This window comes from Bradyrhizobium sp. 2TAF36 (assembly GCF_052114925.1).
Taxonomy (GTDB): Bacteria; Pseudomonadota; Alphaproteobacteria; order Rhizobiales; family Xanthobacteraceae; genus Bradyrhizobium; species Bradyrhizobium barranii.
Genome location: NZ_JBFRFR010000008.1, coordinates 19,973 through 41,511, shown reverse-complemented (window position 1 = coordinate 41,511; position 21,539 = coordinate 19,973). Strand labels below are relative to the sequence as shown.

General features: G+C 65.1%; 16 protein-coding genes. 6 read left to right on the top strand and 10 right to left on the bottom strand.

The window, feature by feature from the left end; genetic code table 11:
- The first annotated feature begins 42 nt into the window (after positions 1-42).
- The gene (locus tag AB4Z51_RS05780) at positions 43-1,410 is read left to right on the top strand and encodes a peptidoglycan DD-metalloendopeptidase family protein (RefSeq protein WP_441497156.1); all 1,368 of its coding nucleotides are present in this window, start codon (positions 43-45) and stop codon (positions 1,408-1,410) included.
- A 35-nt stretch (positions 1,411-1,445) separates the two neighbouring features.
- Here the strand turns inward: AB4Z51_RS05780 and AB4Z51_RS05775 are convergent, their stop codons facing one another.
- Together AB4Z51_RS05775 and AB4Z51_RS05770 are read right to left on the bottom strand one after the other, a co-directional pair.
- The gene (locus tag AB4Z51_RS05775) at positions 1,446-2,654 is read right to left on the bottom strand and encodes a DUF5666 domain-containing protein (RefSeq protein ID WP_135213496.1); all 1,209 of its coding nucleotides are present in this window, start codon (positions 2,652-2,654) and stop codon (positions 1,446-1,448) included.
- The gene (locus tag AB4Z51_RS05770; protein WP_441497155.1) at positions 2,651-3,550 is read right to left on the bottom strand and encodes a DUF6502 family protein; all 900 of its coding nucleotides are present in this window, start codon (positions 3,548-3,550) and stop codon (positions 2,651-2,653) included. The genes AB4Z51_RS05775 and AB4Z51_RS05770 overlap by 4 nt, the downstream gene beginning before the upstream one ends.
- A 126-nt stretch (positions 3,551-3,676) precedes the next feature.
- On the opposite strand from AB4Z51_RS05770, the gene AB4Z51_RS05765 reads away from it, so the two are divergent.
- From AB4Z51_RS05765 to AB4Z51_RS05745, 5 genes are read left to right on the top strand one after another with little or no spacing between them, the layout of a single operon-like run.
- Positions 3,677-3,838 carry a hypothetical protein gene (locus AB4Z51_RS05765; RefSeq protein ID WP_014495568.1) on the top strand — a complete coding sequence of 54 codons (162 nt, stop codon included), beginning with the start codon at positions 3,677-3,679 and terminating at the stop codon, positions 3,836-3,838.
- 7 nt (positions 3,839-3,845) lie between these two features.
- Positions 3,846-5,774 (top strand): glycosyltransferase, encoded by a 1,929-nt coding sequence (locus AB4Z51_RS05760; protein WP_135213494.1) that lies wholly within the window; start codon positions 3,846-3,848, stop codon positions 5,772-5,774.
- A gap of 3 nt (positions 5,775-5,777) precedes the next feature.
- Positions 5,778-6,518: an ABC transporter ATP-binding protein gene (locus AB4Z51_RS05755; protein ID WP_135213493.1), complete on the top strand. Its 741-nt coding sequence runs from the start codon at positions 5,778-5,780 to the stop codon at positions 6,516-6,518.
- On the top strand, positions 6,515-7,894 hold the full coding sequence (locus AB4Z51_RS05750) for a glycosyltransferase family 4 protein (protein ID WP_441497154.1): 1,380 nt from the start codon (positions 6,515-6,517) through the stop codon (positions 7,892-7,894). Before AB4Z51_RS05755 ends, AB4Z51_RS05750 begins: the two co-directional genes overlap by 4 nt.
- A gap of 12 nt (positions 7,895-7,906) precedes the next feature.
- On the top strand, positions 7,907-9,265 hold the full coding sequence (locus AB4Z51_RS05745; protein WP_441497153.1) for an O-antigen ligase family protein: 1,359 nt from the start codon (positions 7,907-7,909) through the stop codon (positions 9,263-9,265).
- A gap of 5 nt (positions 9,266-9,270) precedes the next feature.
- Here AB4Z51_RS05745 and AB4Z51_RS05740 read toward each other — a convergent pair whose 3' ends face one another.
- The 8 genes from AB4Z51_RS05740 to AB4Z51_RS05705 form a co-directional block, all read right to left on the bottom strand.
- Complete coding sequence (locus AB4Z51_RS05740) at positions 9,271-11,454, bottom strand: hypothetical protein (protein ID WP_085401081.1); 2,184 nt, start codon at positions 11,452-11,454, stop codon at positions 9,271-9,273.
- A gap of 238 nt (positions 11,455-11,692) precedes the next feature.
- A complete protein-coding gene (locus tag AB4Z51_RS05735; RefSeq protein WP_441497152.1) occupies positions 11,693-12,928 on the bottom strand; it encodes an ABC transporter substrate-binding protein in 1,236 nt (411 codons plus the stop codon).
- Between the two features lie 109 nt (positions 12,929-13,037).
- Positions 13,038-13,949 carry a DMT family transporter gene (locus AB4Z51_RS05730; protein WP_135213490.1) on the bottom strand — a complete coding sequence of 304 codons (912 nt, stop codon included), beginning with the start codon at positions 13,947-13,949 and terminating at the stop codon, positions 13,038-13,040.
- A 77-nt stretch (positions 13,950-14,026) separates the two neighbouring features.
- Entirely contained in the window at positions 14,027-14,902 is an 876-nt protein-coding gene (locus AB4Z51_RS05725; RefSeq protein WP_135213489.1) for a DMT family transporter, read from the bottom strand.
- Positions 14,903-14,916: 14 nt separating this feature from the next.
- Positions 14,917-15,798 carry an NAD(P)-dependent oxidoreductase gene (locus tag AB4Z51_RS05720; RefSeq protein ID WP_135213488.1) on the bottom strand — a complete coding sequence of 294 codons (882 nt, stop codon included), beginning with the start codon at positions 15,796-15,798 and terminating at the stop codon, positions 14,917-14,919.
- A protein-coding gene (prfB, locus tag AB4Z51_RS05715) for a peptide chain release factor 2 (RefSeq protein ID WP_135213487.1) occupies positions 15,798-16,929 on the bottom strand; the annotation gives its coding sequence in 2 pieces (ribosomal slippage) (positions 15,798-16,859 and positions 16,861-16,929; 1,131 coding nt in all). Before prfB ends, AB4Z51_RS05720 begins: the two co-directional genes overlap by 1 nt.
- A gap of 104 nt (positions 16,930-17,033) precedes the next feature.
- Positions 17,034-19,544: a penicillin-binding protein 1A gene (locus AB4Z51_RS05710; protein ID WP_071914354.1), complete on the bottom strand. Its 2,511-nt coding sequence runs from the start codon at positions 19,542-19,544 to the stop codon at positions 17,034-17,036.
- Between the two features lie 263 nt (positions 19,545-19,807).
- The gene (locus AB4Z51_RS05705) at positions 19,808-21,103 is read right to left on the bottom strand and encodes an N-acetylmuramoyl-L-alanine amidase (protein WP_441497151.1); all 1,296 of its coding nucleotides are present in this window, start codon (positions 21,101-21,103) and stop codon (positions 19,808-19,810) included.
- Positions 21,104-21,539 lie beyond the last annotated feature (436 nt).

The following is a 21,539-nucleotide window of genomic DNA, read 5'->3' as shown; positions in this document are numbered from 1 at the left end:
AATTAGGCCGTACGGACTCATCCGACCGGCGCGGGAGTGCCGATGTCGAAAAGTTCTGCCCAATATTCGCAGTACCCCCAACATCACGCGCACGACCACGGACGGCCCCTCCATCGCCGTCCTGCCGCCGCCGTGGCTGCAGCCGCGATCCCTCTTCCCTCGACCGACGACGCCTACACCATCGTGCACCACGGCAAGCAGGTCCGCCTCGGACCTGTGGTGTTCTGGATCGTGGTCGGCACCGTCGTGCTGCTCGGACTCTGGTCGGCCGCGACCGCGACCTATTTCGCCTTCCGCGACGACGTCCTGACCCGGCTGATCGCGCGCCAGGCCGAGATGCAGTACGCCTACGAGGACCGCATCGCCGAGCTGCGCGCCAAGGTCGACCGCACCACCAGCCGGCAGCTGCTCGATCAGGAGCAGTTCGACCAGAAGCTCGACCAGATCATGAAGCGCCAGACGGCGCTGGAGTCCCGGGCCACGGCGCTCGGGGCCATGCCCGACGTGACGGGATCAATCCCCCGCGTGGCTCCGCAGCGCGGCGATTCGAGCCAGGGCGCGACGCAGGGTACGCCGAAGCCGTCGCCGATCAGCGACACCGTGATCTTTGTGGCACCGCCCGATCGTGAAGCGCGGCTTGAGTCGCGCGCGCCGACCGTCGCGGCACCGCCGACCAGCCAATTCGCCAAGAACCAGGGTTTCGACAACGTCCTGGTCCGGCTCACGACCTCGCTTGACCAGGTCGAGCGTCGCCAGATGGCAACGCTCAGCGCGGTCGAGGAAGGCATGGATTCACGCATGCGCCGGATGCGCGGCGTCGTCAGCGACCTCGGCCTCAATCTCGCCAGCCTCGAAGCCGCCGTGCCGCGCTCTGCGATGGGCGGTCCTTTCGTGCCCGTCAAGCTGACGGCCAATGCCGGGCCGTTCGAGAAGCAGCTCAACCGCATCAATGTCACCCGCGCCGAGATGGATCGGCTCAATCGCACGCTGGCGCTGGTGCCCTACCGCAAGCCCGTCATCGGCGAAGTCGAATTCACCTCCGGCTTCGGCGTGCGCAGCGATCCGTTCCTGGGCCGGCCCGCGATGCATACCGGTCTCGATTTCCGCGCCGCGACCGGCGATCCCGCCCGCGTCACCGCCAACGGCAAGGTGGTCTCGGCTGGCTGGTCCGGCGGTTACGGCCGCATGGTCGAAGTCGATCACGGCAACGGGCTGTCGACCCGCTACGGCCATCTCTCCGAGATCAACGTCAAGGTCGGCGAGATCGTGAAGCTCGGCCAGGTCATCGGCCTCGTCGGCTCGACCGGCCGTTCCACCGGCCCGCACCTGCATTACGAAACCCGCATCGACGGCGAAGCGGTCGATCCGCAGAAGTTCTTGCGCGCCGGGGTGCGGCTCAGCGCGGGCTAACAAGCCCGCGCCACGCGCTTTCAGCGTGGCCGCGCCTACCGCCGGCCGCCGCCCATCCCGCCTCCGGGACCTCCGAAGCCGCCACCGCCCATTCCACCGCCGGGTCCCATGGGCCCACCGCCGGGCGAACCAAATCCACCGGGGCCTGACGGCCCGCTCGGGCCCGTCGGCGCGGAGCCGGGATTCGCACTTGGGCCAGGTCCTGGGCCAGATCCCGGCGCAGGTCCACCACCGGGCGCGCCGGGCTGGCCACCGCTCGGAGTGGTGGCGCCGCGGTTCGGATGCAGGATCGAGCCGCCGGGCGACCGATTGGGATTGCCGCCACCGGATGGAGGGGCTCCCGGCCCCTGGCCTATGGCCTGAGCCGACTCCACCTGGAAGCCGCGCGAGCGATCGAACACGCCGTTGACCACCATGCGGGCTTCGCCGGCGGCCGGGCCGAAGCGCGAACCGTCACGAGCCACGAAGCCGGAGCCGAGCTGGAGGTTCGATCCCACGCGCTGCACATAGGCCTCGATCGAGAGGCGGCTTGCGCCGACGAGATCCGAGAAGTCGTCGATGCGCGTGCGCGCAGCCTGCATCGTGCCCTGGCTCGAACGGCCCTCGATCTGGGCGCGCTGGCCAACCAGCAGTGGATCGACCCCGCTCAGCCTCAGCCCGCCAATATGCAAGCCGTCAGGCCCGCGCTCGACGAGACCGGTGACACGCTCGGTCGCCTCGCGCCGCGGCTCGATCAGGCTTGCGACGATCACGCCGTCGGTCCGGCGCAGGCCGTAGACGGCCACCTGCGTGCCCGCACGAAGCTTGCTCTCCTTGTCGCTTGTGACGATCTTCTGGCCGAGCACCGTCAGCTCGTTGCCCTTCACGGCTTCGATCGGACCTGCGACCTCGCTCGCGATCGTGATGTTGCGCGTCACGAGCGTGCCGTCGGCCTGACGGGTCGCGACCACGCGCGCGAGCTGACCGATGCGCAGAGCCTTGGGGCTCGCGGCCTCGCCGTCGATCCGGACCGGCACGTCGCTCGCATAAGTGACGCGCTCGCCGTTGACGTAGATGCTGCCAAAACGCTGGATCACGCCGACGATGCCGGTGCCGCCGATGCCGTGGTCGTCACCGCGCCTGATTCCGGTGCCGCCGATGCCCTGATCGGTGCCGCGCTTGACCTGCGCGTGGGCCATCGCCGTACCGGCGAGCCAAAATCCTGTCAGCAGCAGACGGCGGGAGATCAGCGGCGGCCGGCTCATGAAGAACCACCCTCCTTGCCGCTTTCCTTGCTGCTGTCCTTGCCGCCTTCCTTGGCCTCTGCCTCGCCATCTGCATCTTCGCTGTAGATGTAGATGCCGAAATTCCAGCGGGCGTCACCGCCCTTGTCCTTGCCGAGCGCGCGGTTGGCCTCGCGGTTGGCGGTCTTCAGCGCGTCCATCGCGAGCTCGCGCGAGCGTGCCTCGAGGCGCTTGGCAAGCTTCGGCGAGATGTTGTTGTAGTGCACCGCGCGCTCGAGGAAGCGCGGCGCCGCGCCTGAGACGTTCTGTGCGGCGGCCGCGATATGGTCGTGCAGATTGCGGCCGAGATAGTGCCACTTGCTGTCGTCCTCGCCGCTCGGGACGAAGGCCGCCTCGACCAGCTCGATCTCGTCGGAATCGTTGATGGTGACGAGCTTGCGGTCGACCCATTCGTCGAGCACCGCGCGCGGCCGCACGTCCTTGGTGACCGAGGCGACCAGCTGCTCGAACGACGGCGCATCGCCCTCGGCCGTGCGCGGCAACGCCAGCGGCTCACCCTTCGCATCGGTGAATTCGGGCGCAGCAAGCCAGCGCGCGATCACGGCGCTCGTCAGCGACACCGCGGCCGGCGCCTCGTGCACCGGCGCGCCGGCACCGCGCAGCCGCGCCACCTCCTTGCGATGGATCCCGGTGAGCAGGCTGACACGGCTGTCGGTCTGCTCCTTCCCCTCCAGCGCAAAATCGTGCTCGGCGACGTTGACGAACAGCTCGCGAAGCAATTTCGCCAATGCCGGAAAGGTCATGCCGCTGCGAATGCAGAGCCGCACAAGCGGGCGCAGCAGCCGCGCCAGCGGCGCGTGCAGCTTCGCGGCAGTCGGCTGCGGAGCCGCTGCTTTGGACCCGGACTTGGCATTCATGTCCGAACTGTACCCGCGCCCCACGTGGGACACAATCCCACTTTTTTCTCCCTTCCGATTGACGTGGTAAATTTTCCCACATATACGGGACACCACTGAGGGCGCGACGTAAAGGGACTCACACCCATGGCTGACCGCTTGGTCCGCAATTCCAACTCACTGCGTGCTGTGCCGGCTCCTGACTGGGGGCACGGCGCAATCGAGCCGATGCTGCCGGCGCTGTTGCGCGGCGTGATCTTCATCTCGGTGCTGGCCGCACCGTTCGTCGCGGCCCTTCTCGCAGGCTGACACCATCATGCATCACACCAGCGAAACTCCGCGCCGCCCGTCGGTGCTGCACATCTTCAAGATCTATTATCCCGACCTGTTCGGCGGCACGCTGACCGTGATCCGCGACATCTGCGCCAGCCTGAAGGACAGCTTCGCCTCCGCCGTGCTGGTCTGCTCGCAATCGGCCGAGCGGCGCGAGATCGTCGTCAATGACGTGCCGGTCGAGCGCGTCCGCTCCTTCGGCAATCTCCTGTCGCTTCCCGCCGCTCCTACCTATCCCTGGCGGCTCTGGCGCAAGATCGCCGAGCACGATTTGCTCGCGCTCCATGGCCCCTTCCCGCTCGCCGACCTCGTTTTCGCCTTCGGCTTCGGCGCCAATCGGCCGCTTGTGGTGCATTGGCATGCCGACATCGTCACCCATGCCGGCCTGCGCTGGTTCATCGAACCGTTGATGCGGCGGACACTGCGCCGGGCGACAGCGATCATCGTCTCGGACCATGCGCTGATCGAGAACACGCCGTTGCTGCGGGAATTCATCGACAAATGCCACGTCGTGCCGTTCGGCATCGACACCTCAGGGTACGACTGGCCGAAGATCGAGCCGCACCACGTGAACGATCGCGGCCGGCTCGTGCTCGCCTGCGGCCGGCTCGTGCCCTACAAGGGCTTTGACGTCCTGATCCGCGCCGCCGTCAACCGCAAGTTCGAGGTCTGGATCATCGGAGAAGGCACCGAGCGGCCGCGGCTCGAGCAACTGATCCGCGAGCTCGGCCTCGGTGACCGCGTCCGCCTGCTCGGTTCGGTGAACGACTGCGAGCGCATCAAGCTGATGTGCCTGTCCGACGTCTTCGTCATGCCGTCGGTCACCAATGCCGAGACCTTTGGCCTGGTCCAGCTCGAGGCCATGGCCGCCGGCCGCCCTGTCGTGAACACGGCGCTCGACACCGCGGTGCCGCGCGTCGCGCGCCACGGCATGGAGGCGATCACGGTGCCGCCGGGCGATGCCGAAAAGCTCGGCGATGCCATCGACACGCTGATCAGCGATCCCGAGCGCCGCCGCCGCATGGGACTGTCAGCCCGGACGCGCGCCCTGACCCGCTATTCCGCCCCAGCCTTCAGGGAAGGCATGCAGGCCGTCTACCGCGACGCCGTCACCGCGTCGTGCAAGGAACCTGCAACCACCGCCGAGCCACCGCAGGCGACCGGCTGGCTGGACACCGTCCGGATCGCGGCCGCACTGGCCTGGTCGGACATGCGCCACCGCTACGTGCGTTCGCTGCTCGGCCCGTTCTGGATGTCGCTTCAGATGGCGATCGTGGTCGCAGTATTGGGCTCGGTGATCGGCCAGATGTCGAACGCCGACATGCTGGCGCGCCTACCGATGCTGGCGCTGTCGATGACGGCCTGGACCTTCCTCAACAGCGTCGTGCTCGATGCGACCACGGCGCTTCAGAATTCCGCGAGCCTGATCCGCGACCGGGCGCTGCCGCCGGTGATCTTCCTGCTGCAATGCACCTTCCGCCAGGCGCTGTTCGCGCTGCATAACGCCTGCGTGCCGCTGGTGCTGTGGCTGCTTCTCTCGCCCCACGACCTCTCTCACGCGCTGGCGGCGCTGCCCGGCCTGCTGCTGTTCATAGCCTGTACCTTCGCCTTGAGCCTCGTCCTCGGCGCGACGGCAACGCGCTATCGCGACCTCAAGCCGATCGTCGAATCCACGCTGATGCTCGCCTTCCTCGCCTCGCCCGTGATCTGGTCCGCCGAGATGATCAATCACCGCTCGACGGTAATGCGGCTCAATCCGCTGACGCATCTGTTCGCGGTGTGGCGCGAGCCGCTTGCAGGCGGCCACATCGATCCCGCCAGCATCGTCTACGTCCTCATCACGCTGGCGCTGCTGATCTTTGCGAGCGTGCTGACGCTGGTCCACCTGCGCAAAGCCGCATTCTGGATTTGACCCATGGTCTCGATCAGCCTGCACAACGTCTGTCTCGACTATCCACTCTACGGCGCCTACGACTTCTCGCTGAAGCGACGGCTACTCGGCCACCTCATCCGCGAACCGGGCGAGATGCGGATCATCCGCGCCGTCGACAACGTCTCGATCGAGGCCGAAGCCGGCGCCCGTATCGGGCTTGCCGGGCCCAACGGCTCCGGCAAGTCGACGCTGCTGCGCCTGATCGCCGGTGTCTATCCGCCGAGCAGTGGCCGCGTCACGGTCCGGGGCAACGTCGTGCCCCTGCTCGGCCTGAACGCCGGGGTCAATCTGGACTTCGTGGCGGAGGACAACATCGCACTGCTGCTGCGGATCAGCGGTCGCAAGCCCACACGCAGCGTGATCGACGAGATCTGGGCCTTCACCGAGCTCGAAGCGCGCATGCAGCGCCTGCCCTTGCGGATGTTCTCCTCGGGCATGCTGATGCGGGTGTTGTTCGCGACCGCCACCGCTTTCCCGGCCGACATCCTGCTGCTCGACGAATGGCTCAGCGTTGTCGACGAGCATTTTGCGGAGAAGGCCGAGAGGCGGCTGCAAAACCTGGTCTCGCAGGCGGCGATCGTGATCATCGCCTCGCACGACCTGCCGCTGCTGCGCCGCACCTGCTCCAGCATCATCAACCTCGATCACGGCCGCATCGCCTCGACCATCGCGGTCGAGCCATCAGCCACGCACGCCTTTGAGCTCCGAGAGAAACGCGCATGAAACAGAACATCCTGGTCGTGTCCGAGTCGCTCGGACAGCCCAATCACAAGCGCTGCATCTTCCACTTCACCCGGGAATTGGTACGGTCGCTCGCGTCGGAAGGCCACGAACTCACCCTGCTGGTGGAAACCTCGAAGCGTTACCGCAAGCTATGTCGGCGCGAGCGACGCACGAAGCTGTTTCCGGCGCAGTCGCGCAACATCGAGCTGCTCGCTCTTTATCGCTTCCTCGACGAGGTCAACGTGAGCGGGCCGGTGATGCTCAGCGGCGCGCGTCGCAGGTTCGACTGGCTCCGCCACAAGGCCACCATGCTGCTGTCGCGGGACAATATCCTCTGCCTCCTGCGCGCGATCGGCCTGCTTGGTCTGCAGGCCCGGCTGATCGAGAACCGGACCGCCGCGCTCGAATACATTCCGCCGGATATGCGCCATCTCGAACTGTTCAGCGAATTCCAGCTCGAGCCCGGATTCTTCAACTATCAGGACTCCTCGGCCTTCTTCCTGCTGCCGCCGCCGCGGATCGACGCGCGCGACTATGATCTCATCGTCGTTGACACCCCGACGCGGGTCGCGATCAGGCGCAAGCCTAACGCCAAGGTGATCTGCGTCGTCCACGATTTGCTGCCGCTCACCGACCTCAAACTCAGCGACATCGCCACGCGCCAGTTCCTGGCGCGGATCGGCACCAGCCTGCGCCAGGCTGACGAGCTCGCCTTCGTTTCAAACTATAGCATGATGCGGTTCAGGGAACTGTTGCCGCAATTTGCGCACCTGCCGGCGCGGGTCGTGTATCCCCGCACCCGGTTCGACGCCCCGGATGTCCTCCACCTCCCAGCCCTGTCGGGGCGTCCGGGGCGGCCGAACTTCGTCATCATCGTGTCGAACGAGCCGCGCAAGAACGTCGCCACCGTCATTCGTGCCTTCCGCAACGTCCCCCAGGCCGATCTCGTGGTGATCGGTCATGCGGGCCAGATCAGCCGGATGCGCAACCTGCCGCCAAATGTCCGCTTCGCCGGCTATGTCGACGAGCATGAAAAGGCCGCCATGATCGCGGAGGCGCACGGGCTGATCATGCCGAGCCTGGCCGAAGGCTTCGGCATACCGATCATCGAAGCACTGGCCGCGAACACGCCGGTGCTTTGCTCCGATATCGCGGTGTTCCGCGAAGTCGCGGGCGAGCTCGCCGACTATTTCGATCCGTTCTCGACCGATGCGATCGCAGCTTCAATCACCCGCGTGCTGACGCGGCAGGAGGAATGCCGCGGCCGCATCCGCGCGAGGCGACACGAGCTCGCCGAGCGCTTCGGCTACGAGACCCAGGCGCGCGACTTCCTCGGGCATGAGATGCCCAGGGAAAGCCTGGCCGCCGCGCAATAAGCGTCGTTGCACATGACTGCTGAAACCGCGGTATGGTCCGGCCCGGTCGGTCGACAAGCGTTGCGCGCCCGATGGCAAGCCGTGGGCAAATCGCCAGCTCTGATCGGGGTCGCCGATGGGCTCGCTGTGCTGATCGCGGCGTCGCTGCCCTGGTCGACCACAGCGCCTTCGATCTTCGTCGGGCTCTGGCTGCTGGTGGTGACGCCGACCATCGACTGGCGCGACTATGGACGCCAGCTCGCACGGCCTGCGTTCGCCCTGCCCTTTGCCTTCCTGCTGCTCGCGCTTCTCGGCACGCTCTGGTCGGACGGCGCGTGGGCCGACCGGTTGCATGCGATCAAGCCGGTCGCAAAGCTCGTGCTCACTCCAGCACTGCTCTATCACTTCAGCCGATCCAAACGCGGTTTCTGGGTTTTCCTTGGCTTTCTCGCGTCCTGCGCGCTGCTTGCCGTCTATTCCTGGATCGTGCTGCACGATCCCGCCTGGAAACTCACCGCGACCGCGTCGGCCGGCGTTCCCGTCAAGAACTACATCGACCAGAGTCAGGAATTCACGCTGTGCGCCTTTGCGCTCGCACTGCCGGCGTTGACCTTCTGGCACCGCGGAAACGTGGTCACGACAGCCGTCTGTTTGGCCTTGTCCCTGCTGTTCGTCACCAACATGGTGTTCGTCGCCTCCGCCCGCACGGCGCTGCTGTGCATCGCGGTGCTGCTCGGACTGTTCGCCTGGAGGCATTTGAGCCGGCGCGCGGCGCTGGTCCTGCTCGCGGGCACGATAGCCGCGAGCGCGCTGGCCTGGACGACCTCGCCCTATCTGCGCCACCGCATTGCGGACATCGCCGTCGAATACCGCCACGGCCATGAGGACATCAGCCGAGCCTCGACCGCCCAACGCCTGACCTATTGGCGCAAGGCGCTTCACGCCTTTGCCGAGGCGCCCCTGACCGGTCACGGCACCGGGTCGATCAAGCGCCAGTTCGAGCGCGCCGCCACCGGTGGAAGCCGCCTCGATGCGGAGATCGTCAGCAATCCCCACAACCAGACCCTCAATGTCGCGATGCAATGGGGCGTACTCGGCGTCGTCCTGCTCTACGCCATGTGGATCGCCCACCTTCGCCTGTTCCTGGACGAAGGCCTTGCCGCCTGGATCGGGCTCGTCGCCGTGGTGCAGAACATCGCGAGCTCACTTCTGAACTCGCATTTGTTCGATTTCCACGAAGGCTGGATGTATGTGCTCGGCGTCGGCGTCGCCGGCGGCATGGTGCTGAAGGCAAGAGCCGGACCGCATCTGCACTATGAGGCCAGCATCGAGGGTGAAGCGGCCGGTCCGCAGAAATTTCTGCGCGCCGGCGTGCGGCTCAGCGCCGACTAGGCCTTTTACTCCGCCGCCACGCAAGCCGCCTGGGGGGAAGCCAGCGCAAAGACGCCAAAATCGGGCACCACCATTTCGAGTTCGCGGCGATAGCTTTCGTAGCTGAGCGCTCCCGGCCGAATGAAGCCGAGTTGAAGCGTGTGATCGACCACACGCCTGAGAACGATCGGAGCGCTCGCCGGCGTAAACTGGGCGCCACCGGGATTGGACAGCGTCGTGATCAGACCGCGTGCGGGCTCGTTTCTCTTATCGGGACGTGACACCATGATCAGACGTATCGCTCCCTTCTCGAGGGTGACGAAGTTCAGGAACGGGCGTCCATCCGGGATGTAGACACGGCCCCTCTGCGTGTGCCCAGCATCAACACGTTCGCGTTCCTCGAACATGAGACAGGACTCGGTTTCGTCCCAATGAATGCCGATGATGTAGGCACTGATGATCTCGGGGTTGGAGAACGCGGGCCTGAAGCAGACGTAATCCCCCTCGAAGGTCTCGACTCCTGCGCGATCGCGGTAGCCAAGATCATCGGCGACGTCGAACCTAGACGTCACTGGCGGAGGTTCGAGTCCGCCGGCAATCGACGGCGCATCGTGCAATGGAAACTCCTTGTGCGGACTGGTGGCTATCCGCTCAGCCGTGACGTTGCGTATGCGCTCGGACTCATTGAAAACCGCGAGGACCATGCCGCCGACGATGAAGCCGGTTAAGCCAGTGCTTAACGCCACCAGTTGGATCGCATCCTGCGGATGTACATAGAACAGAGCCAGTACTTGCTGGCCGATCATATGCGCGACCAGCCACCCCGCACAGGTCAGCGCGGCGCCGTTCGCGAGAGCCCCGAGGGCCGCCACGCGGTACCAGCTCATCCGCGAACATCCCATGTAGGAACAAATGAGCCCGAGGGAAATCGTACAGATGAAAGGCGTGATGACGCCGTATAGCCGCTCGATGAACTGCCTAAGAACGTCCTGATATCCTCCTCCCTGCATCAGGGCGGACACTAGTGGAATGCCGATCCGGAGCGCAATCGACAGCCCCACGACGACGAGACCGGCGACAACCAACTCGGCGATAGGCGGATATCCAGGTGTGTTGCCTTCCTTGCGTCCGATGAAGCGTTGCGCCACGACGATTGCGCCCAGGACTGCGAAGCCGATCGAAGCGCCGAACGTGACCGCAATCGTCAGCACCTTGTCGACGTCGATCGGAAGTGTTCCCGGCATGAACACCATCATGCCAATGCTCCAGGCCGTGACGAGGAAGATCGTTGTCGCCCATTGATCCAGCCCAAAGGTCGGCCCCGGACTGTAGGCGAAGCCCATCCTCGCTAGCCGCTGCAATCGGCCGCTATGGGTCCTTTCGCAAAACAGGACATAGCGAGACACGAGACCGCAAGTGAGGTTGGTGACCTCAGCAATGTTGCGGTTCAAAGCGTCCTTCAATTCCGGGGTTGGAAGCGGCGACGTGAAAAAGGCAAGACCGGCGTGCATCATCTCTTCGTAACGGGCATCCGCACGAGCCGCCACCGCGTCGCCCAATTGTATGATCATGGCGTAGGCGGATCGGCCATAGCCATTTCCGGTGAAGTCGAGTGCCGCGGCATTCTGCCGGGGTCCGACGAACAGGTTGTAAAGGCCGATGGCTCTTGTGAAGCGGTCGGGAAGAGTACCGTCCCTGCTGAAACTCAACGCTTGCGGACCGATATTCTCCGAAACGATTTTGGTCACCTTGCTTCGAAGGTCGTCGCGCGGGACGAAACCCGTGGTTTGCGCGAGTTCAAATGCGAGTCGGTCGGCTTCACGCGGAATCGCGGCCAATCTGACACAAAATGCGCGCGCGGCCCGGTCGATCCGTGCCACCTGCCGGAATTGCGAAGCGACGACGATGATGAGCACGGCCACGATCGGAGCATATTGAGCCAGTTGCGCCTGCGCCTTTGGATCTACCGCCTTCACCTGGCCGACGATGAAGTCGAACCCGATGCTGCCCTGGACGAGTCCGATCATGACGACCAGCCAGAGCGGTATCATCAGGGCGTAGTAGAATATCACCCCCCAGAAGAACAGCGCGAAGGTCGTACCGGACCGATTGGTGGGCGGAGAGTTGAAGCGAGCCCAGGCAACGACAAAGAGTGCCAAGATCGCAATAATCCATTGGCTCTTCGTAACGATCGCTTCAATGATGTCCATGTTACGCGCTCCCACATAGCAGGCGACGCTTGCATGAATGGCTCTGCCCTCGCCGAGGCAGGGCACAATTCAGATCAGGGACATCGTGGAGACGCAGCGCGCGTCGACACAGGTGCCCGAACAATAGGGAAGACTACGCTGGGCCGACCCGGCTGCAATGTGAAGTAGAACACACCCGGGAGGACATTTCTTTAGCGGAGTTGGACACCGCGACCGCTGTTGGTCACATACAACCGAACTACGGACTCCGCTCGTGGCCGACCTCGCCGGTGATGACGTCGCCGAACAGCTCCCAGGCCTGCCCGTTGAAGCGCATCAACTGCATCTGCTCGATCGGAAAGTAGTCGTCGGCGGAGGTGTTGACCATGATCCCGGGCAGCATCAGGTCGGTGTGGAAATTCTTCAGGCTAGTGGCCTGCTTCATCACGTTCTCACGGGTGAGATTGTCACCGCACTGCTTCAACACCTGCGCCATCGCCTCGGCCTGCACATAGCCGTAGATGTTGTTGGCGTTGGCCTTGTCGCCATCGGGATAATATTTGTCCATGAATTCGCGCCACTTCACCACCGCCGGGTCCTTGTCCCAGGTCGGGTCGGTCGGATCCTTCAGATAGACGGTCGAGATGATGTCTTTGGAATAGTCGAGCCCGGCGGGCTTGAGCACCGAGGCGACCGAGGTCGCGGTATTGGCGAGGAAGAACTTTGGTTTCCAGCCGAGCTCGCCGACCTTCCGGATTGCCTGCGCCGAGCCCTTCGGGGCGGCCCATGAGAAGAAAATGTCGGCACCCGAGTCATGCAGCGCCACGATCTGCGAGTCGATCGAGGGATCGCTGACCTCATAGGACTTGTCGGCGATGATCATGCCGGCCTTGTCGCCGAGCCCGTCCTTCAGGCCCTTGAACTGGTCCTTGCCGGCGTCGTCGTTCTGCCAGAACACGGCGACCTTGCTGTTGGGGAAATGATCGCGAATGTATTTTGCGTAGATCCGCCCCTCGCTCTGGTAGTTCGGCTGGAAACCCATGGTCCACGGGAAATTCTTGGGGTCCCCGAACTTGGTGCCGCCGGAGGCGACGAACAGCTGCGGCACCTTCTTGGCGTTCATGTATTTCATGATCGCGGAGTTCGAGGGCGTGCCGAGCGGCTGGAAGATCAGCAGCACCTCGTCGCTCTCGACCAGCTTGCGCGCCTGCTCGATCGCCTTCGGCGGTGAGTAAGCGTCGTCATAGCTGATGAAGTTGATCTTGCGGCCGTTGATTCCGCCCTGGTCGTTGATCATCCTGAAATAGGCGGCCTCGGTCTTGCCGATCACGCCATAGGACGACGCCGGCCCGCTATAGGGCATGATGTTGCCGATCTTGACTTCGGTATCGGTGGCGCCGGGATCGTATTTCTTCTGCGCCAAGGCCGGTGCCGTGACGAGCACGCCGGCAGCAAGAATGGCGAGGGCAGCAAGGCTTTCGCGACGACCCGGCATCGTTCTCTCCCCTATGTTTTGTAGTCTTGTTTTGCTGAGAGTGTCGCAAGGCCGTTCGCCGCTGGCAAGCGCCGCGATTTTCCGCGCCGTGAAACGACGGACCCGGAACCTACGCGATGCGCCGCAGCAGTGTCAGCGCGCGCCCGTCGATCACGAGCAGTGCGCTGCCGATGACGATGGCGCCCGCGATCTCGCGCGCGGAGATCGGCTCACCGAGCACCAGCCATCCCAGAAGGATGGCGGTGACGGGAATGAGCAGCGTCACGAGCATCACATTGGTCGCGCCCGAGCGCCGCAGGATCTGAAAGAAGACGATATAGGCGAGCGCCGTCGAGAGGGCGGCAAGGCCAAGCACCGCGAGCCAGGTCGTCAGGCCCGGCATCGAAAGGTACCACGGCTGCTCCACTGCGCCGGCGACGACCGCCATCATCACCGTCGACGCCATCAGTTGAAACGTGGCCGTTCCCAGCGGAGGCGTGTCCTTCAGCAGCCGCCGCGCGGCCAGCGCCGCAAAGCCATAGCTGAACGCGCCGCCCAGGCAGAGCAGGATGCCGAACCCCTGCCCCGGCCTGGTCTCGATGCCCCATCCCCGCAGGATGATCACGCCGGCGAGGCCGAGCGCCACGCCGGCCACCCGACGGATCTGCAGGGCCTCTTCGCCGGCCGCCGCCATCACCATCACCGTGAAGAGCGGCGTGGTCGCGTTCAGGATCGAGGCCAGTCCGCTCGGAATGAAGGTCTGGCCGAGCACGATCAGCGAGAACGGGATGACGTTGTTGAGCAGCCCGATGGCGACGAACGGCTTCCAGCCCGTCACTCCCTTGGGAAGCCCGATGCCCTGCATCCGGAGCAATGGCAGGAGAATGGCCGCGCCTAGTGCGACGCGCAGGAACACGAGCGTCAGCGGCGGCAATTCCCGCAGCGCCGCGCCATTGAAGAAGAACGATCCGCCCCAGAGAACCGAGAGCACCGCGAGCAGCGACCAGTCTCGCGCGTCGATCCTGTTGTCGTTCAGGGACATGTGTTTCACCTCGACGGCCGAGCCTGCCGCCTAGGACGGCGCGAGACAGTCCGCCACCCGATTTCCGACAAATTTGCTCAGGAGGGGCGCCGCGAGCGAGCTTCACCGGCAATATCGGCGATCACCGCTCCAATCACCAGCGCGCCGCCAATGAGCGCGTGAACGGCGGGCAGTTCGCGAAAAGCGACCCAGATCCAGAACGGCATCAGCGGCGTTTCCAGCGTCGCGATCAGCGAGGCCTGCCCTGATGGCAGCAAGCGCGAGCCGAGCATGTAGAAGGTCAGGCCGAGCGCGACCTGAAGGCAGCCGAACATCGCGAGGATGGCAAGGCCGTTGCCGCCGACATGAGCGATGTCGTGGGCGAAGGGAAGGCTGACCAGGCTCCCCAAGAAGTTCGACAGCGCCGCTGCCGCCACCATCGACGTCTCGCGATGGCGCCGGACCACGACCGTCATGGCGGAGATGGCGAGCACCATCAGGCAGCTTAACGCCACGCCGCCGAGATCGGCGCCGGCCTGAACGCCGCCGACCGTGATCACCACGCCGGCAAAGGCAATCAGGCTCGCGGTCAGCGTACGCCACGTCGCGGCTTCGCCGAGCCACAGCCACGCCAGCGCAGCCGCAACGAAGGGCTGGGTGGCGATCAGCACCGCCACATTCATGACCTTGGTCATCTGAAGCGCGGGAATGAACGAGACCATGCCGACCGCGGACAAGGACGCGACGAGCAGGCCGCCCTTCCCCGGCACGACCAATTGCCACAGCGCAGCGCGGCCCTGCATCACGACAAGAAACACGCTGATCAGGCTGCCCGCGAACAGGCCGCGCCAGAACAGGATGGTCCAGGGATCGAACGGCAAGAGGCGCGTGAAGAACGGCGCCGTGCTCCAGGCAACTGCGGCAGCGATGACGAGGGCAATGCCGAGACCGCGATCCGAACGAGGCTGCCCCATGTTGATGCGCCCAGCTAGGTCGGCTTCTTCGGCCGCGACACCAGCTCGATCATCTTGCCTTCATCGTCGTCGGGCATTGCGGCCTTGGCCTGCGCGTAGGACTCGACCGCGGCGCGCGAGACCAGCGGCTTGTCGGCGAGCAGGCTTTCGGCGAGCTTTACCGCATAGGCGGCATCCTTGTGCCGCAGCGCCGCCGTAAAGGTCGCGCCGCTGAAATCGCGGGCGACCATGCGCTTGGAATGACGCTGCACCTGCGGGCTGGCGGCGACGCCGGCCTGGATCGATTCCAGCACCAGGTTCATGTCGAGCCCGGCCTGTTCGGCGATGGCGAGGCCTTCGGCAAGGCCCGCGATCTGGATCGCACCCAGGAGATTGTTGATGAGCTTGTAGACCGTGCCGGAGCCGACCGCGCCGAAATGGCGGACGGTCGAGCCGATCGGTTCGAGGAACGGCCGCGCACGTTCGAGATCAGCTGCGTCGGCGCCGGCGAGCAGCGTCAGCTTTCCGGCCGCGGCCGCATCCGGCAATCCCGTCACGGGGCAGTCGATGTAGATCAGCCCGCGCGCGTTCAGTTCGCGGCCCATCTCGCGGGCGTGGTCATAGGAGACGGTGGAGCACTCGATCGCAATGGTGCCGGCCTTTGCCGTCTTGGCCGCGCCCTCAGGCCCGAGCCAGACCGCGCGCGAGGCGTCGTCATCGGCGACCATGGTCACGACCGCATCGGCATCGATCGCGGCATCCTCAGGCGACGTCGCCCAATGCGCACCGCGCGCGATCAGGTCGTCCGCTTTTGCCTTGCTGCGATTCCACAGCGTCACCGTGAATCCGGCATCGAGATAGCGGCCGGCCATGCCGTGGCCCATCCGCCCCAACCCGATGAAGGCGACGCGGGACATCAGTCGACGTCCTCGATGTCGGCGCCGGTGGTGCCGAAGGCGCGCTGCGCCAGGGTTGCGGCCATGAAGTCGTCGAGCTCGCCGTTCAGCACGCCCGATGTGTCGGACGTCTGCACGCCGGTGCGCAGGTCCTTCACCATCTGGTAGGGCTGCAGCACGTAGGAGCGGATCTGGTGGCCCCAGCCGATATCGGTCTTGGCGGCCTGGTCGGCGGCGGCCTTCTCCTCGCGCTTCTTCAGCTCGATCTCGTAAAGCCGCGCGCGCAGCATGTCCCAGGCCTGCGCCCGGTTCTTGTGCTGGGAGCGGCCGGCCTGGCAGACCACGGCAACGCCGGTCGGAATATGCGTCAGGCGCACCGCGGATTCGGTCTTGTTGACGTGCTGGCCGCCGGCGCCGCCCGAGCGCATGGTGTCGACGCGGACGTCGGCTTCCTTGATGTCGATCTTGATGCTGTCGTCGATGACGGGGAACACCTGCACGCTCGAAAACGAGGTGTGCCGCCGCGCGTTGGAATCGAACGGCGAGATGCGCACCAACCGGTGCACGCCCGCCTCCGTCTTCAGCCAACCATAGGCGTTGTGGCCCGAGACCTGGATCGTCGCGGACTTGATGCCGGCCTCTTCGCCCTCGGACTCTTCGAGGAATTCGACCTTGAAGCCGTGCGTCTCGGCCCAGCGCGTGTACATGCGCAGCAGCATCTGCGCCCAGTCCTGGCTCTCCGTGCCGCCGGCGCCGGCATGGACTTCGAGATAGGAATCGAAACGATCGGCCTCGCCTGACAGCAGCGCCTCGAGCTCGCGCCGTGCGACTTCCTTCTTGAGGTTCTTCAGCGCGGCTTCGGCCTCAGCAACGACACCCGCATCGCCCTCGGCCTCGCCGAGCTCGATCATGCCGATGTCGTCTTCGAGCTCCTGCTCGACCTTGCCGATGCCCGAGAGCGAATCCTCAAGCGAGGTGCGCTCCTGCATCAGCTTCTGGGCTTTCTGGGGATCGTTCCAGAGGTTGGGATCTTCTGCGAGCTTGTTCAGCTCAGCGAGGCGCGCCGTCGATTTCTCGACGTCAAAGATGCCTCCTCAGCAGCCCGACTGACTGCTTGATCTCTTCTACCAACCGTTCGATTTCGGCGCGCATGTTGTTCTCTGATCTCGCGGAATCCCGCGTGCAATTCAGATCGGGATGTAGCGGCGGCGGCTGCAAAGCGCAACCGCCGGAACCGCGATCGTCCGTCTTATCCGCTAGTACAGCCCGCCGGTGCCCGGCCGCATGAAGAAGCCGGAATCCGGCTGCTGCTGCTGCGACGCCGGCACGCCGCCGCGCCCGTCGGCATCAGCAACGCCGATCACCGAATAGTTGTCCGGCGGCGCCGTGCCCGGCTTGAAGGCTTCCAAAATGGTTCCGCCGGTCTCGCCGGGACCGGCGCGCATGCCGGTCTTGGAGACGACGCGCACGAGCTTGATGCCGGCCGGCACCTTGAACGGAACGGCGGGCTTGTCGGCGAGCGCAAGCTTGAGGAAGTCGCGCGCGATGGGTGCGGCCAGATGGCCGCCGGTCGCGGCGTTGCCCCTACCGAGCGCGCGCGGCTTGTCGTAGCCCATATAGATCGCGACGGCGACGTCGGGCGAGAAGCCGACGAACCAGGCGTCCTTGGCCTCGTTGGTGGTGCCGGTCTTGCCGGCGATCGGCTTGCCGACCTCCTTGACCACGGTTGCGGTACCGGCCTGGACCACGCCTTCCATCAGCTCGGTGATCTGATAGGCGGTCATGGAATCCAGCACCTGCTCGCGGCGGTCGATCAGCTGCGGCTCGACCTGATTCTTCCAGCCGCCCGGCGCGTCGCAGCCGCGGCATTCACGCTGGTCGTGCTTGAAGATGGTGCGGCCGTAACGGTCCTGGATGCGGTCGATCAAGGTCGGCTTCACCCGGCGACCGCCATTGGCGAGCATCGAATAGGCCGTGACCATGCGCATCGCCGTGGTCTCGCCGGCGCCGAGCGCGTAGGACAGATAGTTCGGCAGTTCGTCATAGACGCCGAAGCGGCGCGCATATTCGCCGATCAGGGGCATGCCGATGTCCTGCGCGAGGCGCACCGTCACGGTGTTCAGCGACTGCCGCAGCGCGTTGCGCAGCGTGACGGGTCCCTGGAATTTGCCGGACGAGAAGTTTTCGGGCCGCCACACGCCGGCGCCCTGGCCCTGGTCGATTTCGATGGGCGCGTCGAGCACCACGGTCGAGGGCGTATAACCGTTGTCGAGCGCGGCCGAATAGACGATCGGCTTGAACGACGAGCCCGGCTGCCGGTAGGCCTGCGTGGCGCGGTTGAACTGGCTCTGGTCGAACGAGAAGCCGCCGACCATCGCGAGCACGCGGCCGGTCCAGGGATCCATCGCCACCATCGCACCGGACACTTCGGGGATCTGGCGCAGGCGGTACTGGCCTTCGACCGGCTGTCCCTCCTTGGTGTAGAGCGGATCGGCATAGATTACGTCGCCGGGCTGCAACACCTGCGCCACCGACGTCGGGGTCTTGCCCTTGGCATTGCCCTGGGCCGCCCTCGCCCAGCGCACGCCGTCGACCGTGACGATGCCGGTCTCGCGCTGCTTGCTGATGGCGCCGCCGAGCTCGCGGTTCGGCTGGAAGCCGATGCGCGCCGACTGGTCGCTGGTCTCCAGCACCACCGCCATGCGCCATGGCGAGATGTCGGAAAGCGACTTGATCTCGGCGAGCTTCACGCCCCAATCGCCCGAAATATCGAGCTTGCTCATCGCACCGCGATAGCCCTGCTGCTCATCATAGTTCACGAGGCCGGCGACCATGGCCTTGCGCGCCATGACCTGGATCTTCGGATCGAGCGTGGTGCGGACGGACAGACCGCCTTCGTAGAGCTTCTTCTCGCCGTAGCGCTCGAAGATGTCGCGGCGGACTTCCTCGGCGAAATATTCGCCGGCGAAGGTGTGGGCACCGTTGGAACGGTTGGTGACGGCCAGCGGCTCCTTGCGCGCCTTGTCGGCGTCGGCCTGCTTGATCCAGCCGTTCTCCAGCAGACGGTCGATGACGTAGTTGCGGCGCTCGATGGCGCGGTCGCGGTTGCGCACCGGATGCAGCGTCGCGGGCATCTTCGGCAACGCGGCCAGATAGGACGCTTCAGCGACCGTCAGCTCGTTCACCGACTTGTCGAAATACACCAGCGAAGCGGCCGCGATGCCGTAGGCGCCGAGGCCGAGATAGATCTCGTTCAGGTACAGCTCGAGGATCTTGTCCTTCGAGTAGGTCTTCTCGATGCGCATCGCCAGCAAGGCTTCCTTGATCTTGCGGGCGAAGGAGACCTCGTTGGTCAGAAGGAAGTTCTTGGCGACCTGCTGGGTGATCGTGGAGGCGCCCTGCGGACGCCGGTTCGAGCCGTAGTTCTGGATGAAGAGCACGCCGGCGCGCGCCATGCCGGTGTAGTCGATGCCGCCATGCTCGTAGAAATTCTTGTCCTCGGCCGCGAGGAAGGCGTTGATCACGAGCTTCGGCACCGCCTGGATCGGCAGGTACAGCCGGCGCTCCTTGGCGTATTCGCCGAGCAGCGAGCCGTCGACCGCGTGCACGCGGGTCATCACCGGCGGCTCGTAATCCTGAAGCTGAGAGTAGTCCGGCAAGTCCTTGGAGAAATGCCAGATCAGGCCTGCCACGGCCCCGACACCGACAAGGAACACCACCGTTCCCGCGGCGAACAGGAAGCCCATGAACCGCACCAGCAAGCGCATTATATGTTTATCCGTTCAAACTCTGGATCAGCTCAAGGCACCCAAAACAGGCGCCAACTCCACGTCGCGAATTCACCGGCCTACTCAATTACATCAGTGCCGGACCCAAGACGCTTGCCGAACGGGATTCTCGCCGATTCCGGAACCCCCTGCGGCATTTTTATAAAGCGCCCGCTGTGGCCAAACTAGGGCTTTTGCAACGGGACGGAAAATCCCTCTCAATTCGACGTCCCCCGGTCGTCAATTCGACGATCCCCCGGTCGTCAATTTGACGATCCGGCCGTGGCCATCCGCTTGGTCAGGAACCCGTCGATCGCCTGCGCCATCGAGCTCACGGCCTTGGACCGCCAGCCCTCGGAGACCAGATGCTCGAGGTCGCCCTTGTTGGAGACATAGCCGATCTCGACCAGCACCGACGGCACGTCCGGCGCCTTGAGGACCCGGAAGCCGGCCGACTTCAGGGGATGCTTGTGCATCCGCACGGACGACTTCATTTCGCCCATCAACAGGCGGGCAAAACGGCTTGAAAAGGTACGAGTTTCCCGCTGGGTGAGGTCGATCAGGATGTCCGCGACGTCGGTCGGCTCCTCCGCGAGGTTGAAACCGGCGATCGCGTCCGCCCGGTTTTCCGCGTCCGCCAGTCGCTGCGCCTCGGCGTCGGAGGCCTTGTCGGACAGCGTGTAGATGGTCGCGCCCTGCGCATCGCCCTCGGCCTTCGGCAGCGCGTCGGCGTGGATCGAGACGAACAAGGCGGCCTTGAGCCCGCGGGCGACTTTGACCCGGTCGTTGAGCGGAATGAAGGTGTCGTCGTCCCGTGTCATCACCACGCGGAATTTGCCGGTCTTTTCCAGCCGGTCACGCAGCGCCAGGCCGAAGGCCAGCACCAGGTTCTTCTCGCTCTCGCCGCTCGACTGCGTGCCGTTGTCGATGCCGCCATGGCCGGGATCGATCACAACGATCGGGCGCCCGTCGACCTTTTGCTGCCCGGCTTCCGGAGCGGCGGCGGCCGGAACCGTTGCCGGCGGCGCGTCGGCGATTGCGGGCCGCAGTTCGGGGCGTTTCTCGGGGACGAGCGACTGCACGAAGGCGGTCCGGTCGACCTCCTCCAGCTCAAGCACGAGCCGGGCCGGCTGGCCATTGGCGGCCTCCAGCACGTAGGACTTGGCGATCTTGGCCGGGCCTGTCAGGTCGAACACGATTCGCGAGCCGCCGGGCATGACCAGCCCGTAGCGGAAGGCCTTGACCAGTCCCCGCCCCTCGACCCCGGTGCCCGCAGGCAGTTGAAAATTGACTTGGGGCACATCGACCACCACCCGGTACGGGTCGGCGAGCGTCACGGCGCGGAAGGTGACGGCCTGATCGATGTCGAGGATGAAACGGGTCTGCTTGCCATCGCCGGCCAGCCGGGCGGCGGAGGCGGTCGGAAAATTCGCTACCGCAACAGAGGGTTGCGGCTGGCTTTCCGCCGCGCTCAGGCGCCAGGAATCAGCGCATACGAATGCTGCGGCGCACAGAAGCGCGCATCCCAGCAAAACCCTTTGATTTGTGCGGCTCGTCACCGATTCAGTGCCTCCGAGCGGCCCTTCTAACGCAATAGAACCACAGGGTTAATCGCCGCTTAATGACAGATATACGAAACTCCCCGACTGTGACCGCCGTGCGACGCTCCCTTGCACGGTTGGTCCATTCCACGTATGTACGGAGTGCTGACGGCCGATATTTCCGGTTGTGTCGCGTTCAGCCTCCCGGTGCAGCGCCGGAACTCTCAAGGTTTGGGAATTCCAGCGTTTTTCCGTTCCCCTCAAAGACCAGCGCGGTGCGCGGCAGCGAGGTGGAGCGGGTCAAGCCCCGGTGGCGGACGGTCCCTGGTTACCACCGCGTTTCCGGGACGGTTTTGACAGCGACGTGACTCGTTACCCGGTCCCTTAATCCCAAGGGAGCGGTTCGTAATCCCCAAGGCGAGCGCGCTCGCGCCATGCCTGGCCAGCAGCAACT